Source organism: Hymenobacter ruber (assembly GCF_054783255.1).
In genome coordinates this window covers 92,086-106,456 of record NZ_BAAGQX010000003.1, presented here as the reverse complement: position 1 = coordinate 106,456, position 14,371 = coordinate 92,086, and the positions used below count along the sequence as shown (strand labels likewise).

The following is a 14,371-nucleotide window of genomic DNA, read 5'->3' as shown; positions in this document are numbered from 1 at the left end:
GGGACAGCTGCAGCCACAGGCCGGTCAGTCCCTCATTCATCAGTCAGAAGGGCAGTTGGTCCAGCTCCGGCTCCTGCCGGAAGCTATGCTGCGGCTCCGCAGCGGCCGCCCCGTTGGCCTCGCCCGCTGCCGGAGCCGCGCCTTGTGGCCGGCCGCCCAGCATCGAAATCTCATCGGCGATGATTTCGGTGATGTAGCGCGTCTGCTGGTCCTTGTCTTGGTACTGGCGGGTACGCAGCTTGCCTTCGATGTACACTTGCTGGCCCTTTTTGAGGAATTTATCAGCCATGTCGGCCAAGCCGCGCCACGCCGAAATGTTGTGCCATTCGGTGCGCTCCACGCGGTTGCCTTGCTTGTCCTTGTAATAGTCGTTGGTGGCGAGGGTGAAGTGAGCCACGCTCACACCGCCTTCCAAATGGCGCACTTCGGGGTCTTTGCCCAGGTTGCCTACCAAAATCACCTTGTTCACTCCGGCCATATTATTGCACGTTAGGAAATACAGAATCGAACAAACCACCCGGCTTGTTCTTGCTTCAAAGATAAGGGCTTAAAATGAATTAGCAATATTTATTGCTAATATTTTTTGCTGATAAATCTAAAAATATTGGGAGCGACTAAGCTAAAGCTTCTGCTCAATATAATTAGCAATCAGCTTGGGTTTGGGCAAGGCCTCAATCTCTGCCAGCGAATACGCTCGTAGGCCCATATCACGAAGCGTCGTAGCAGGAAGTGGCTGTGTCAGAGGTAAATCATGAAAGCGCGCCTCTAGCTTCTGATGGCTTAGTACGTGGCGGTAGGCCACGCTGGCCTCGGCCACTTGGCTGGTATCGAGGGTGGCACCCAATGCGTCTAGGTGTCGCGCCAGCTCCGCCGGTGGTAGTTCGGGCACCGTCGTTTCTGCCAAGGCAAAATCATACAGCCCTTGCCAGATGTCTTTCTCGCGACGCTCCCGCAGATATGCCTGCTCGCCGTGGCGCAGCACGAAGTAGTGGAAGTAGCGCGTGCGCGACGCCTTGGCCTTGCTCTTCACCGGCAGCAGCGCCACCTGCCCGTGCTGAAATGCCCAGCACTGGTGCTGCATGGGGCAAAACAGGCAGTCCGGCTTGGCTGGCGTGCACTGAATCGCCCCAAACTCCATAATGGCCTGGTTGAAATCAGCCGGGGTGCTGGCGGGGATGTGCTGGTCGGCCACGGCCTGAAATTCCTTGCGCGAGCTGGGCGCGGCGATATCGGAGTGAAGTCCAAAAATGCGGGCCAGCACGCGGTACACGTTGCCATCGAGCACGGCCACCGCCTCATCGAAAGCAAATGAGGCAATGGCCGCCGCCGTATAAGGTCCGACACCGCGCAGCTTTAGCAATTCGGCGTAGGTGCCGGGAAACTTTCCGGCGTATTCCGTCACCACTTGCTGGGCGGTGCGGTGCATGTTGCGGGCCCGGGAATAGTAGCCCAGGCCCTGCCAGTAGCGCAGCACTTCGGCCTCGGGCGCGGCGGCCAATGCCTGCACAGTAGGGTAGGCCGCCAGGAAGGTCTCGTAATAGGGAAGACCTTGCGCCACACGGGTTTGCTGCAGAATAACTTCCGAGAGCCAGATGGCGTACGGGTCGCGGGTGTGGCGCCAGGGCAGGTCGCGGTGATGGCGTGGATACCAGGCCAGTAGGGCCGAGGCCAGGAAGGAAGGCTGAGGGGTTTTTGCGGTCAAAATTTTGAAAGCGAATAATTTGGGCCAACACCTAGTTTGTGAAGGTTGATTGGTAAAACAAAAAAATGGGGTTACCTTTGTGGCCCCAATTCAAGGGCGAACCGCCTACCGGGCAAGGGCTTACGCTGGAATTTGGGACTTTTTTGCCTAAAACTGTATTTTTTTCAACCACTCTAAGTACCATACCAACGTGACTAAAGCTGAGGTAATCGCCGAAATCTCCACGAAGACCGGCATCGAGAAAGCTGATGTATTGATGACTGTTGAAGCCTTCTTCAAAGTCGTGAAAGATTCGATGACCGAGGGCAACAACATTTATGTGCGCGGCTTTGGCTCGTTCGTAAACAAGAAGCGCGCTCGTAAAGTAGCCCGCAACATCTCGAAAAACACGTCCCTCATCATCGAGGAGCACTACATCCCGAGCTTCAAGCCGTCGAAAACCTTCGTGGCTAAGATTAAGAACAGCAAGAAGGTGAAAGCCGTTGCGGCCAAAGCCTAATTTTGTTTGTTAAAGAGACCAGCAGGCGGATTAACTGCCTGTCAGTTTCCTGACAACAATGAATTGCCGGCCGCGCCGCCGGTGTCTTTTCCGCAAGGGAAAGCCCGGCGGCCGGCTTTTTTCAGCTAATGGCTACTACTCGCACCGCTCCGCATCAATTGGTTATCGTCGCCGCCGCGCTTGCGCTGGTTGGCGGCTTATACGTGTTGCCCAAGGGCATCATGAAGCCGAAAGAGAGCAAGTCGGAACTGAGCAAGGACGCTGCCGCCACGGCCAACCGTGACGGCGGTGGCATGGCTACCAACGGCTCCAAAACCGAGGCTTCCTCGGGGCCGGTACCCGCCACCGCAACCGACAACAACGGCCCCAACGCTGCCCCGCACACCACCACCAGCCCCGCCCAACGGCAGGAACTGGCCCGGTTGCTGGGTGAGTACCAGGCTGCTGCCACGCCCGACGCCAAAGCCACGGTGGCCACCACCCTGGCCCGCCGCTACAACGACGTGGAGCGTTTCGATAGCGCTGGCTACTACTTGGAGCAGGTGGCCCTGGCCAAGCCCAGCGCCCAACACTGGCAACAGGCCGCCGATGCCTACTTCCAGGCGTTTAGCTTTGCGGCTACCGACGAGCGGGTGAAACTGCTCGGTGGCAAGGCGCGGGAGCTCTACACCAAGGTGTTGAAGGACCAACCCGGCAACCTCGACGCCAAAACAAACCTCGGCATGGCCTATATGGCCTCCGAAAACCCCGTGCAGGGCGTTACCTACCTGCGCGAAGTGCTGGAAGCTGACCCCCGCAACGAGAAAGCTCTGTATAACATGGGCATACTCGCGGTGCAAAGCAACCAGTACGACAAAGCCGTGAAGCGTTTCCAGGATTTGGTGAAAGTCAATCCGAAAAATGTGAACGGACAGTTTTACCTCGGCGTAACTTTGGCCCGCACCGGCGCCAAGGAAGAAGCCAAGCAGGCCTTCCTCACTGCCAAAAGCCTCAGCAACGACCCCGCGCTGGCCGCTTCGGTAGACGAGGAAATTGCCAAATTGAAATAGCTACGACACAATCAATCACCAACTTAACCTCCAAGCATCATGCCCTGCGGTAAAAAAAGAAAGCGTCATAAGATTGCCACCCACAAGCGCAAGAAGCGCCTGCGCAAGAACCGCCACAAGAAGAAGTAAGCCTCACGGGGCGTAGCGGCGGCCGGCAGTTTTCCTAACGGGAAGGGAGCCAGCCGCCTATCTCTCACGTAGCCTCCCGAGTGGGGCCGCGCCAGATGCTTTTCCCGTGGCTCGCGAGGGAAGCCAGAGCCGTCAGGTTCTGGCTTCCCTTTGCCGGTTTCGGGGTAGGCCTTCGATGGCATTACCGGCAGGTTACTTTAACTAAATCAAGGCTTTGAGTAATGAATTAGTCATTAATTCTACTCAGGAAGGCGAGCGAATAGCGTTGTTGCAAGACAAGCGGCTGATTGAATACCACTTCGACCGCAACGACACCAACTACTCAGTAGGCGACATCTTCCTGGGCACCGTGAAAAAGGTGATGCCCGGCCTGAACGCAGCGTTCGTAGACATTGGCTACGAAAAAGACGCGTTTTTGCACTACGGCGACCTCGGCGAGCAATACCATTCCTTCACGAAGTGGGCACGCACGGTACAGAGTGGCCGGGCGCCCAGCGCCGGGCTGGAAAAATTTACGTTTGAGCCCGTCCTCGATAAAGTGGGGAAGGCGGAAAATGTATTCAAGAAAGGGCAGCAGATTGTTGTTCAGATTATTAAGGAGCCGATTTCGACCAAAGGCCCCCGCGTGAGCACCGACATTTCGATGGCCGGGCGCTACCTCGTACTGATGCCGTTTTCGAACACCATCAGCGTCAGCAAGAAAATCGTGAGCAAGGGCGAGCGTGACCGCCTCAAGCGGCTCATCGCCAGCATTAAGCCCGAAAACTTTGGCGTTATCATCCGCACCGTGGCGGAAGGCCGCGAAGTGGCGGAGCTTGACAAGGACATGCAGGACATGGTGGCGAAGTGGGAGCAGCTCTACAGCACGCTACGCACCGCCAAGCCCAACGACAAAGTGCTCGGCGAGTTAGGCCGCACCTCATCAATGGTGCGGGACATGCTGAACGAGTCGTTCGATAGCATTACCGTGGATGCCCCGGCGATGTACGAGGAAATGCGGGACTACCTGCAGAAAATCGCGCCGGACAAGCTCGGTTTGCTGAAGCTGCACAACTCGAAAATCAAGGTTTTCGAGCAAACCGGCATTGAAAAGCAGTTGAAAACGCTGTTTGGCAAGACCGTGACCGTGCCCGGTGGCGGTTACCTCGTCATCGAGCACACCGAAGCCCTGCACGTTATCGACGTGAACTCGGGCAGCAAGAGCAACCAGGAAAACGACCAGGAAGCCACCGCGCTGATGATTAACATGCTGGCGGCCAAAGAAGTGGCCCGTCAGCTGCGCCTGCGTGACATGGGCGGCATCATCGTGGTCGACTTCATCGACATGCGCTCGGCCGAAAGCCGCAAGAAGGTGGAAGACGCCGTGCGCGACGTGATGAAGCTGGACAAGGCGAAGTACACTGTGCTGCCCATCACCAAATTCGGCTTGTTGCAAATCACCCGCCAGCGGGTGAGGCCGGCCGAGAATATCGTGACCGGCGAGGTGTGCCCCACCTGCGGCGGCACGGGCAAGATTTCGGCCTCCATCCAGGTGACGGACGACATCGACAACAGCATCGACGACCTGCTGGTGAACCAGAACCAGTCGGGCATCACGTTGTCGGTGCACCCGTTCCTGTATGCTTACTACACCAAAGGCCTCATTTCGCGCCAGATGAAATGGTACCTGAAGTACTACAAATGGGTGAAAGTGGTGAATGACAGCAGCCTGGGCCTCACCGACTACCGCATCGAAGACGAGCGGGGCGAGGAAATCCAGCTGCGCTCGTCGGCCGCTGCGATGAGCCGTTTGCAGGACCGCGAGGTTGAGATTGTGGATTAAGTGAGTGAAATCACGCGCCAACAAAAAGCCCCAGCTTCTTAAGAGGCTGGGGCTTTTTGTTGGAAAATAGGCTCAGAGTTAGAATTTGATGCCCAGGTCTAAGCCAAAAGAACTGTTTTTAATGGTAACGTCTTTGAAGTCGCGTTTACGCTCGAAGTAGTGGTCAATGTCGACCAAGCCACGGTGGTAGCCCAGACCGGCAAAAAGCTTCGTGCTTTGGCCCAACTGATATTCTAACCCCGCGCCTACCAAGGCGTCGGCATCAAAGAAATAGACGTAATCGCTGGCTTTGTTTTCGACATTCGTGGCCGGGTCAACATAGAACTTGCTGTCGTTGATGCGCGTACCGATGGGCACATTTAACGAACCGCCGACTTGAAAATAAAGGCGGGTGGCGGGGGCTATTTCGTTGGTGAAAAGCTTTACCGAAAGGGGCAATTCCAAGTACTGAGCCGTCATTTTTTGCTTAACCACCGTTGTCCGGTTACCGGGCAATACATCGGTGTAGGAAATGGTGCCTCCTTTGCCCGTCAGCAACAGGCCGGTGCTGAAGGCGTAGTTCTCGCCAAAGAAATAGTCGACTACCAAGCCACCGCCAAAACCGAACTGGCTGCCGTCGCTGCCAAATGCGTTGGCGGAAGTAGATTCGGCCCGCAGGCTGGTGATGGACGGCGAAACTTTCAGGCCGATTTCGACCTGGGCCGAGGCGCTGCTAATGGTAGCAGCGAGCGCGAAAAGTGCTAGCAGTAGTTTTTTCATACGGGTTTGTTGTTCGGTTATCGTCGGCAACAGCCGGCAGCCAACAGGTTTTGGCTAATTTTACTTCAAAGTAACGTGCGTGAATACGAATAATTTTGCCTGGCGGCGCTGGCTGCCCCTGTTTTTAGGCATTAGCCTCGGCTTTGCCGGCTGCAAAAGCGGTCCGACTGACGGCTGCCGCCCCGACGCGGCCGAAGATGCCGCCGCCGTTCCCGTGCGGGTGAAGCGCCTGGAGCTAGCCTTCTTTCAGCTGAAAACGCCAGCGCAGGCGCAGCAGTTTATGGATGCCAACCCGGCATTTGCGCGCTACTATTTGCAGCGCCAGCCCGCGACGGAAAAGCAACTGGATAGTAGTCTGGTGCACCTGGCTACCAACCCGGCGTTGCAGCAAGTGGGCCGGGAAACGGCCGCAGCCTTTCCGGATAGCGCCGCGCTGCGCCACGACTTGGGTGAGATGTTTCGGCGGGTGCATCACTACTTCCCCGATTTCCGGGTACCGCCCACGGTGACGTACGTGAGCGGCTTTTTGGCCAAAGACATCTATGTGAATGACAGCTTGCTGGTGATGAGCCTGGACTGGTTTATTGGTCCCAAAGCCAGCAAGCGGCCCGACCTACCGCAATACATGCTGCGCCGCTACACGCCAGCCGGCCTCATGCCGCTGCTGGCCCAGGACGTGGCCAGCAAGTACAATAAGCACGAACTGACGGCCAACACTATGCTCGATGCGATGGTGCACGCCGGCAAGTCGCTATATTTTGCCAGTCTGGTGCTTCCCTGCATCCCTGATTCGGTGCTGATGGGTTACACTCGGCGCGAAATGATTGGGCTCGACGCCAACGAAGGCCGGGTGTGGGGCCATTTCCTGGAGAAGAATCTGCTTTATAACACCACGCCGTTTCTCCTCCAGAAGTACGTGGGCGAGCGGCCCAACGTGCCGGAAATCGATAAAACCTGCCCCGGCCGCGTGGGCCAGTGGGTGGGCCTGCAAATCATCCGCAAGTACGTGGCCGAGCACCCGGACGTGACGCTGGGCCGGTTGATGGCTGAGAAGAATGCCCAGCGCATTCTCAACGATTCGCACTATCGGCCCAAACGGTGATTGGGCGGCTGAGTAATTGAGTAATTACTGCTGTTCGTTTGTCTTTGCTCACTCAGTTACTCCGTCGCTCAGTCACTGATTGACCCCATGCACATCGCCGTTTTCAGCCAGTATCACACTAATCCCGACTGCCCGGCCACCAGCCGGCACTACACGCTGCTGGCCCACATTGCCAAAACGCACCGGGTAACGCTGCTGACCACACCCGCCTGGAAAAGCCAGCGGCTGACGCAGGAGTTTCCCTGGGTGCCGGAAGGGGTGGAAATCCGCGAAGCCGACGTGCGGTACGATAACAAAATGGGCCCAGCCCGGCGGGCGCTGGCCTTTGCACAATACGCCGGCTGGGCTGTGCGCGAGGGGCTACGGATTGACAAGCCGGACGTGATTTGGGGTATCAGTACGCCGCTGACTGCTGCCTGGGCGGCGGCGCAGGTGGCGCGCTGGCGGCGGGTGCCGTGGGTGTTCGAGGTACAGGATTTGTGGCCGGCGTTTCCCATTGCGATGGGTGCCGTGCCCACGGCGCTGGCCCGGCAACAACTTTATCAGCTGGAGAAACGGCTGTATAAAAGCGCCCGGCACATTCTGCCGCTCTCACCGGATATGACGCGCTATGTGACGGATTTGGGGATTCCGGCCGCAAAAATCACCACCGTGCTCAATGGCACCGACCTGGAACTGGCGGCCCGCGCCACGCCCACGTCAGTAGCGCAGCTACGACAGACGCAGGACCTGGTTGGCAAACGGGTGGTGCTTTACGCCGGCACTTTTGGGCGGGCCAATGATATTCCAACGCTGGTAGCAGCAGCTGAAACGCTGGTGGCGGCCGATGCGGAAGCGGTGTGGCTATTTCTGGGCCACGGGTTTTTCGAGCCGCTGATTGCGGCGGCGGCAGCGCGCTGGCCGGGGCGCATCCGGCTGGTGCGGGGGCAGGCGCGCCACGAAGTTTTCAGTTGGTTTGCGCTGGCCAATGTGTCGGTGGTTTCGTTTCTGGGGTTGCCGGTCCTGGATTCTAACTCGCCGGCGAAGCTGTATGATTCGCTGGCGGTGGGCACGCCAGTAATTGTTACCAATCAAGGTTGGACTAAAGCGCTGGTAGAAGAGCACGGCTGCGGCTGGTACGTGCCGGCCGGTGATGCCCCGGCGCTGGCTGCGCAACTCCAGCAACTGCTCAGTCAGCCCGAAACGTTGGCCCAGGCCGGAGCAAGAGGCCGCATCCTGGCCAGGGAGGAATTCGACCGCCAGCAAATGGCCATCCAGGTGCAGCAGATTCTGGAGAAAGCAGCCAGCTAAGTTTGTGCTACAGTAAAAGCGCTTTGTGCTTTCTAGAACTGGCAATTGAACTTTGTGTGCTAATAATCCTGCTGAAAGCGCATTTGAAGCGGTTGGCGCTATGCTGCCGGGATGGGTACATAAGCGGCGGCTTTCCCGAAATGCTTCTCGAAATAGGCGCAACTGGGAGCCAGCGGGCAAATGCTGCACTTCGGCGACCGCGCCACGCAGATGTAGCGCCCGTGCAAAATCAGCCAGTGGTGGGCTTTGTTGATTAGCTCTTCGGGTATGTAGCGCACCAGCGCTTTTTCCACGGCCAGGGGCGTGGTGGCCGTTTTCGGCACGAGGCCCAGACGGTGCGATACCCGGAAAACGTGGGTGTCAACTGCCATGGCCGGCTGGTTGTAGATGACGGATGCTACTACGTTGGCCGTTTTGCGGCCCACGCCGGGCAGGCGCTGGAGTTCATCAATCAGGCTTGGTACTTCGCCGCCGAAATCTTCGGTGAGCATTCGGCCCAGGCCGGCTAGGTGCTTGGCCTTGTTATTTGGATAGGAAACACTGCGGATGAAGGGGAAAATGTCATCGGCGGAGGCGGCGCCGAGGTGCGCGGCAGTGGGGAATTCGGCCAGCAACGCGGGCATCACCAGGTTCACGCGCTTGTCGGTGCACTGCGCACTGAGGACTACGGCCACGATTAACTCATACGGGTTGCCGTAGGCCAGCTCGGTTTTGGGCTCTGGGAAGTTGGTGGTGAAGTAGTCGAGGAAGTACTGAAAGCGGTTGGCGCGGGTCATGCGGTGGGGCGAAAATCAGGCAAAAATAAAACGGTCATGCTGAGCGCAGCCGAAGCATCTCGCCCGCAATAGTAAATCCAATCGACAGGATTACTGCTGCGGTAGAGATGCTTCGGCTGCGCTCAGCATGACCGTGGAAACGATGTTGGCTAGCCTCCTAACTCCGCCAGCGCGGGGTGTGGAGCGGCCGCCACAAGAAATTGAAGGGGCTCAGGACTTGCTCAAGAAAGTGCGCGAGTAGCGCAAAATGGCCTCGGAGGTTTCGGGCCGGGGTTCGCGACGTACGCCGTCGAGCGCCCGCTGGGCCAAAAGGAGGTCGGCGCAGGTCGCGGCCAAGTCCGGGTCGTGCTGCAATGCCTCCTCTACCTCGCGCTGCCTTTCAACCGGCAATTCGTTGTACACATACTGGAGCAGTGTCGAATGGGGTAAGGTTTGAATCATAGTGATGCAGGGAATTTGCGGTCATTTTCTTCCGCAGGTTTATCAGCGCGTAGCGCATGCGGCCCAGCGCCGTGTTAATGCTCACGCCGGTGGCGTCGGCAATTTCCTGGAAGCTCATATCGCCGTAATGGCGCATGAGCAGCACCTCCTTTTGGGCGGCGGGCAGCTCCTGGATTAACGCCCGAAGGCGGGTGTGGGTTTCTTCCCGGGCGAGAATATCGTCCGGGCCGTCGTCGGCAATGGTCAGGGTGTTGTTTAAACGTTCGTTATCGGTGAGGCTGATGTGGGGCACGCGCTTGCCACGACGGAACGAGTCGATGGCCAGGTTGTGCGCGATGCGGCAAATCCAGGGCGCAAACTTGCCCTCCTCGTTGTAGCGGCCACTTTTCATGGTGTGGATGGCCTTGATGAACGTGTCCTGCAACAGGTCCTCGGCCACGTCTTCATCGCGCACGATGAGGAGGATGGTCGTGAACACACGACTGCGGTGCCGCTCCAGCAGGATTGCGAAGGCGGATTCCTGGCCGGCCAGGTAGAGCGAGATGAGCGCGGAGTCGCTCGGTTGCATGAGGTCCATAAAGGGCTACGGAATAGGAGAACGTAGAGCTTTAGGCCATAGTATGCAGTTACCGAGAAAAAAATTGGGAGCGACGGGCGGTGGTAGTTTTTACCCCGCTAGAATCAGACCAAATGTAGAGAAAGGGAATCCACTTACGCAATAGGTATTGGTGGAAAAATGCCACAATCTTTTTGAAAATTTCGAGCAACCTTCCTCAAAACTTCATCTAGGGCATTTTTGAGGAAAAATGTTTAGGTGTTTTTTTGGAAAAAAGTTTCCGGTAGGGGTAAAAAATTTGGGCCGTCTGTCTTTCGGCTCATTGGGCGAGCCAATGATAGGCGGTGGCTTCATCGGTGAATAGGGCGGTTTGGTAGCCTTGCTCGGGGCGAGAAGTGGCACTGAGGGCCGCGGCGGAACTAGCCGACTGTTCGGTGGCGGCACGCAGGGGCGAGATGAGAAAGGCAATGCGCACGGGCGCGGGGTAGCGGCGCAGGAGCTGCGGAAAGAACTCGGCGTTGACCCAGGCGGTGAGGGCTGGGGTGGCTAGCTCTTCGCGGCGGCGCAGGTCGAGCAGCCAGCGCCAGCAGCCCAGCGCATCGCCAGCGGCGAGGATGCCAAGGTAGCCGTGCTGCAGCTCCGACTCGGTGATTTCGCGCTGCCAGCGGGCTACGATGGCCGGCAAGTCGGGGCGGGGTGTTATTTCCAGGCCGAAATCTTGCATGAGTGTAGGCAGAAGCGCGGTGAGTGACAGGCCGCAAGGTAGGCGAAATGAGGTGGCCAAACCAACCGGCTACGGCCGGGGCGGGCCTACCTTTGCCGCTGGCCGCTGCACAGGCGGTTTTGTGTGCTTATGCTGCCTTCTGCTGATTCTTCGCCGGCCCACGACCCCTACGCGGCCCTGCGCGTTCCCGATTTTCGCCGGCTGGTGTCGGCCCGCGTGCTCCTCACGGTGGCCACCCGCATCCAGGGACTGGTGGTGAGCTGGCAGATTTACCACCTCACCAACAACCCGCTGGCGCTGGGCCTGATTGGGTTATCGGAGGCTATTCCGAGCATTGTGGTGTCGCTGTATGCAGGGTACGTGGCCGATTCGATGCGCCGCAAGAACATTGTGGTGGTGGCGCTGGCGGTGCTGGTGCTGTGCGCGGCGGCGCTGGCCGGCTTTGCCAGCCCGTATGGCATTCATCTGTTGGCGAAGGATTCGCTGTACACGCTGCCGCTGTACGGGGTGATTTTTGTGAGCGGGCTGGCGCGGGGCTTCATGGGGCCGGCGCTGTTTTCCTTCATGCCGCAACTGCTGCCCGACCGCGCGCTGCTGCCCAATGCCATTACCTGGAACAGTACCACCTACCAAGGCTCGGCGGTGCTGGGGCCGGCTATTGGCGGCTACCTGATTGCGGCGGTGGGCATCACCAATTCCTACGTGGTGAGCACGGCGCTGCTGGCGCTGGCGCTGTTCCAGTTTGCGCGCATTGCTAACCGGCCGCTGCCGCCCATGGAAGGCGAGCGCCTCAACCTGAAGGACAGCGTGCTGAGCGGGCTGCGCTTTATTTTCGGCAACCAGCTGGTGCTGGCGGCGCTGTCGCTGGATATGTTCGCGGTGCTGTTTGGTGGGGCAGTGGCGCTGCTGCCGGTGTTCGCGTCGGATATTCTGAAGGTGGGGGCCAAGGGCTTTGGGCAGCTGGAAGCCGCGCCGGCCATCGGCTCGGTGCTGATGGCGGTGTTCCTGACGTATTTCCCGCTGCGGCGGCGGGCCGGGCGCAAGCTGCTGTGGGCGGTGGCGGGCTTTGGGCTGGCCACCATCGCATTTGCGCTTTCTACTAATTTCTGGCTGTCGCTGTTCCTGCTGTTCCTCACGGGCGTGTTCGATTCCGTGTCGGTGATTGTGCGCTCCACGCTCATCCACATCTACACCCCGGAGTACATGAAGGGCCGGGTATCGGCCGTGAACAATATTTTCATTGGTTCCAGCAATGAAATCGGGGCTTTCGAGAGCGGCACGGCGGCGCGGCTGTTGGGCACGGTGCGCTCGGTGGTATTTGGCGGGCTGATGACGCTGCTGGTGGTGGCAATCACCACCTGGCGGGCTGATAAACTGCGCAAGCTGGAATCGGGCACCAAATAATAGATGGAGGTTCCGCCCGGTGGGCGGAGCACCCGGCGCGTTTGTCCGGCGGCTCCGCCCCGTGGGCGGAGCACCCAGCGCGTTTGTCCCAGGCCTCCGCCCACCGGGCGGAGCACCCGGCACCGTTAGCCGAGCCTTGCGCCCGGTGGGCGGAGCACCCGGCGCGTTTATCTGGAGGCTCCGCCCCATTTCAGGGGAAGTGCCCCTACTGGGTGGGGTGGGCCAGTAGCGCCGCGTATTGCGCTGGCGTGTCCACATCGAGCAGGCCTTCCGGGAAGGGCACCCGCTGCACCGCTGCCCCATAGCTGGCAATGAGCCGCCCGGCCCCCTGCTGCCCTTGCAGCTCAAGCAGCTCCGGCAGCTTAGCCGCAGCAAAAACGGCGGGCACGCCCAGTGTATCGCCGTAAGTGGCGGCCACAACGGGCGCTTGGGTTTGCTGCTGCCGGGCCATCAATTCCCGCAGCAGCTCCGGCGTTACCAACGGCTGGTCGGTGAGCATAATGAGCACGGCGACGGGCGCGGTGCCAGCCAGCGCGCCCAAGCCGGCGCGGATGGAAGAGGCCATGCCCGTTTCCCAATCAGGGTTGTGGATAGCATGAATGGGTAGGCCTGAAACCTCGGCTACCAGAGATTCGTGCAGGGCTCCGGTCACCAGCACGATGGGCGCGCAGCTGCTGGCCACGGCCGTTTCGGCGGCGTGGCGTAATAGCGTGCGGCCGTGGTAGAGCAGGAGCTGTTTGGGCCGGCCCATGCGGGTGGAAGCCCCGGCGGCCAGTAACAGCAGCGCTACCGGCCCGGCCGAAGCGGGCGCGGTGGTGTTGGGAATTGAAGCTGAAATCATGGCTTTAATGGCTTGTTTGATAAACGGGCGGCGGCCGTCGTTCGGGACTCGGCCGGCCCGCTAAGTTCAACCACCTATTGCGATGCAGCCATTGCCTACAGCTATAGACTAACGCGCTTCGGGGGGGGGGAAATATCTCCAATCAACCCGCTACTCACAGCGCAGGTAGGGCCGCATTTTCTCCCAGTCGGCCAGCTTCAGGATGGGAATCTGCTTCAAATCCTCGACTGTTTTGAAGGGGCCGTGCTGCTGCCGGTAGGCCACGATGATGCGCGCCCGGGGCTTGCCGATGTAGGGCTGCAGATACATTTCGTCGAAGCTGGCGGTGTTCACATTCACCGTTTGGGGGGCGTAGCCGGGCGCGATGAAGGTATATTTCTTTAAGCTGTCGCGCAGGTCGGGCGCATCTTTCAATACAAAAATCTCGTCCAGCTGGTCTTCCCGCAGGTAGCCGCCGAGCTGGTTGCGGTACTTCACCACCCACTTCGCCCGGCCCGCGCCAATGCCGCGAATCTGCATCAGCTGCGTGGTATCGGCCCGGTTCAGGTCGAAGGGTTGGAGGTTGCGCGGCTTGCGGGGGAACTTGGCGGGCGCGCCATCGGCACTGGCGAAGGGCGGGAATTTGCCGTCCGGGCCGGGTTTATTACTGGCGGCGTAGTCGCGTTTGAGCGCTGCATCGGGCAGCTGCATAAACGGGGCCAACCGCTGGTACACGGAATCTGCCAGCCCGTACATTTTCTGCACCTGCGCTTTGGCTTTGAAGCCGCCGGCGGCTTCGCGGTATTTCACAATGCGGCTGGCCACGAAATGGGGCACGCCCCGCGCCTCCCATCCTTCGGTGGTGAGGGCGTTGGGGTCGAAGGGGGCCAGCTTCACCTGCGCCACTTGGGGGTAGCGCGAGCCACTGCGCTCAAACTTCTTATACTCCCGTTTCGGGTAGCGGCTGGCGTAGGTCTGGTCGGTGGCGCGGTGCTCTTTGAGCTGCGCTGCCAGCTCGTTCAGGCCTTTTTGGTCGGCATCGGGCAGGTACTGCGGCAGCTCCGGCCGCAACAGCATAGGGGCAATGATGAAGCCCAGCATCAGCAGCAAAATGCCCACCATGCCCCGCGCTTCGCCCCGCGAATAGCCGAAATAGTGGCGCACCCAGCGAATGGGACGCGAATTGAGCCAGGACCAGCCTGGGCGCGGCGGGGGTAGAGCAGCCATCGGGTAGAGGAGTGTGAAAAACCGCAAGCCACCGGGTACGGGAAGGCAGCCCGACTTGCGGGGGCAAGTAT

Annotated in this window: 15 protein-coding genes; 6 read left to right on the top strand and 9 right to left on the bottom strand. The window is 59.4% G+C overall.

Annotated elements, in window-relative coordinates:
* Positions 1–43: 43 nt before the first annotated feature.
* Complete coding sequence (locus ACYVM5_RS07535; RefSeq protein ID WP_460617526.1) at positions 44–478, bottom strand: single-stranded DNA-binding protein; 435 nt, start codon at positions 476–478, stop codon at positions 44–46.
* 141 nt (positions 479–619) lie between these two features.
* Positions 620–1,702 (bottom strand): A/G-specific adenine glycosylase, encoded by a 1,083-nt coding sequence (gene mutY / locus ACYVM5_RS07530; protein WP_460617525.1) that lies wholly within the window; start codon positions 1,700–1,702, stop codon positions 620–622.
* Positions 1,703–1,859: 157 nt separating this feature from the next.
* On the opposite strand from mutY, the gene ACYVM5_RS07525 reads away from it, so the two are divergent.
* The 3 genes from ACYVM5_RS07525 to ACYVM5_RS07515 all read left to right on the top strand — a co-directional run bounded on the left by ACYVM5_RS07525 (position 1,860) and on the right by ACYVM5_RS07515 (position 5,201).
* Positions 1,860–2,201: an HU family DNA-binding protein gene (locus tag ACYVM5_RS07525; RefSeq protein ID WP_317170162.1), complete on the top strand. Its 342-nt coding sequence runs from the start codon at positions 1,860–1,862 to the stop codon at positions 2,199–2,201.
* Between the two features lie 128 nt (positions 2,202–2,329).
* Complete coding sequence (locus tag ACYVM5_RS07520) at positions 2,330–3,250, top strand: tetratricopeptide repeat protein (RefSeq protein ID WP_460617524.1); 921 nt, start codon at positions 2,330–2,332, stop codon at positions 3,248–3,250.
* Between the two features lie 343 nt (positions 3,251–3,593).
* The gene (locus tag ACYVM5_RS07515; RefSeq protein WP_460617523.1) at positions 3,594–5,201 is read left to right on the top strand and encodes an Rne/Rng family ribonuclease; all 1,608 of its coding nucleotides are present in this window, start codon (positions 3,594–3,596) and stop codon (positions 5,199–5,201) included.
* Between the two features lie 78 nt (positions 5,202–5,279).
* Here ACYVM5_RS07515 and ACYVM5_RS07510 read toward each other — a convergent pair whose 3' ends face one another.
* The gene (locus ACYVM5_RS07510; protein WP_460617522.1) at positions 5,280–5,960 is read right to left on the bottom strand and encodes a porin family protein; all 681 of its coding nucleotides are present in this window, start codon (positions 5,958–5,960) and stop codon (positions 5,280–5,282) included.
* A gap of 79 nt (positions 5,961–6,039) precedes the next feature.
* On the opposite strand from ACYVM5_RS07510, the gene ACYVM5_RS07505 reads away from it, so the two are divergent.
* Both ACYVM5_RS07505 and ACYVM5_RS07500 read left to right on the top strand, forming a co-directional pair.
* Positions 6,040–7,062, top strand: coding sequence for a gliding motility protein GldB-related protein (locus ACYVM5_RS07505; protein ID WP_460617521.1), 1,023 nt, complete (start codon positions 6,040–6,042; stop codon positions 7,060–7,062).
* An 87-nt stretch (positions 7,063–7,149) separates the two neighbouring features.
* The gene (locus ACYVM5_RS07500; RefSeq protein WP_460617520.1) at positions 7,150–8,352 is read left to right on the top strand and encodes a glycosyltransferase family 4 protein; all 1,203 of its coding nucleotides are present in this window, start codon (positions 7,150–7,152) and stop codon (positions 8,350–8,352) included.
* Positions 8,353–8,450: 98 nt separating this feature from the next.
* On the opposite strand, the gene nth is transcribed toward ACYVM5_RS07500, so the two are convergent.
* The 4 genes from nth to ACYVM5_RS07480 all read right to left on the bottom strand — a co-directional run bounded on the left by nth (position 8,451) and on the right by ACYVM5_RS07480 (position 10,849).
* A complete protein-coding gene (nth, locus tag ACYVM5_RS07495) occupies positions 8,451–9,128 on the bottom strand; it encodes an endonuclease III domain-containing protein (protein WP_460617519.1) in 678 nt (225 codons plus the stop codon).
* A gap of 210 nt (positions 9,129–9,338) precedes the next feature.
* Complete coding sequence (locus tag ACYVM5_RS07490; protein WP_457065254.1) at positions 9,339–9,530, bottom strand: hypothetical protein; 192 nt, start codon at positions 9,528–9,530, stop codon at positions 9,339–9,341.
* On the bottom strand, positions 9,508–10,146 hold the full coding sequence (locus tag ACYVM5_RS07485; protein ID WP_198069106.1) for an RNA polymerase sigma factor: 639 nt from the start codon (positions 10,144–10,146) through the stop codon (positions 9,508–9,510). Before ACYVM5_RS07485 ends, ACYVM5_RS07490 begins: the two co-directional genes overlap by 23 nt.
* 298 nt (positions 10,147–10,444) lie before the next feature.
* Positions 10,445–10,849: a hypothetical protein gene (locus tag ACYVM5_RS07480; protein WP_460617518.1), complete on the bottom strand. Its 405-nt coding sequence runs from the start codon at positions 10,847–10,849 to the stop codon at positions 10,445–10,447.
* Between the two features lie 129 nt (positions 10,850–10,978).
* On the opposite strand from ACYVM5_RS07480, the gene ACYVM5_RS07475 reads away from it, so the two are divergent.
* Complete coding sequence (locus ACYVM5_RS07475) at positions 10,979–12,253, top strand: MFS transporter (protein ID WP_460617517.1); 1,275 nt, start codon at positions 10,979–10,981, stop codon at positions 12,251–12,253.
* A gap of 205 nt (positions 12,254–12,458) precedes the next feature.
* Here the strand turns inward: ACYVM5_RS07475 and ACYVM5_RS07470 are convergent, their stop codons facing one another.
* Together ACYVM5_RS07470 and ACYVM5_RS07465 are read right to left on the bottom strand one after the other, a co-directional pair.
* Entirely contained in the window at positions 12,459–13,094 is a 636-nt protein-coding gene (locus tag ACYVM5_RS07470; protein WP_460617516.1) for a nucleotidyltransferase family protein, read from the bottom strand.
* Positions 13,095–13,244: 150 nt separating this feature from the next.
* Positions 13,245–14,300 carry a ComEA family DNA-binding protein gene (locus ACYVM5_RS07465; RefSeq protein ID WP_460617515.1) on the bottom strand — a complete coding sequence of 352 codons (1,056 nt, stop codon included), beginning with the start codon at positions 14,298–14,300 and terminating at the stop codon, positions 13,245–13,247.
* Positions 14,301–14,371: the final 71 nt, after the last annotated feature.

What these genes read in the sequence shown, in the direction of transcription:
- ACYVM5_RS07535 (WP_460617526.1), bottom strand. Translation starts at nt 478, where the DNA reads ATGGCCGGAGTGAACAAGGTGATTTTGGTAGGCAACCTGGGCAAAGAC.
- ACYVM5_RS07520 (WP_460617524.1), top strand. Translation starts at nt 2,330, where the DNA reads ATGGCTACTACTCGCACCGCTCCGCATCAATTGGTTATCGTCGCCGCC.
- ACYVM5_RS07510 (WP_460617522.1), bottom strand. Translation starts at nt 5,960, where the DNA reads ATGAAAAAACTACTGCTAGCACTTTTCGCGCTCGCTGCTACCATTAGC.
- ACYVM5_RS07500 (WP_460617520.1), top strand. Translation starts at nt 7,150, where the DNA reads ATGCACATCGCCGTTTTCAGCCAGTATCACACTAATCCCGACTGCCCG.
- nth (WP_460617519.1), bottom strand. Translation starts at nt 9,128, where the DNA reads ATGACCCGCGCCAACCGCTTTCAGTACTTCCTCGACTACTTCACCACC.
- ACYVM5_RS07485 (WP_198069106.1), bottom strand. Translation starts at nt 10,146, where the DNA reads ATGGACCTCATGCAACCGAGCGACTCCGCGCTCATCTCGCTCTACCTG.
- ACYVM5_RS07480 (WP_460617518.1), bottom strand. Translation starts at nt 10,849, where the DNA reads ATGCAAGATTTCGGCCTGGAAATAACACCCCGCCCCGACTTGCCGGCC.
- ACYVM5_RS07475 (WP_460617517.1), top strand. Translation starts at nt 10,979, where the DNA reads ATGCTGCCTTCTGCTGATTCTTCGCCGGCCCACGACCCCTACGCGGCC.
- ACYVM5_RS07470 (WP_460617516.1), bottom strand. Translation starts at nt 13,094, where the DNA reads ATGATTTCAGCTTCAATTCCCAACACCACCGCGCCCGCTTCGGCCGGG.
- ACYVM5_RS07465 (WP_460617515.1), bottom strand. Translation starts at nt 14,300, where the DNA reads ATGGCTGCTCTACCCCCGCCGCGCCCAGGCTGGTCCTGGCTCAATTCG.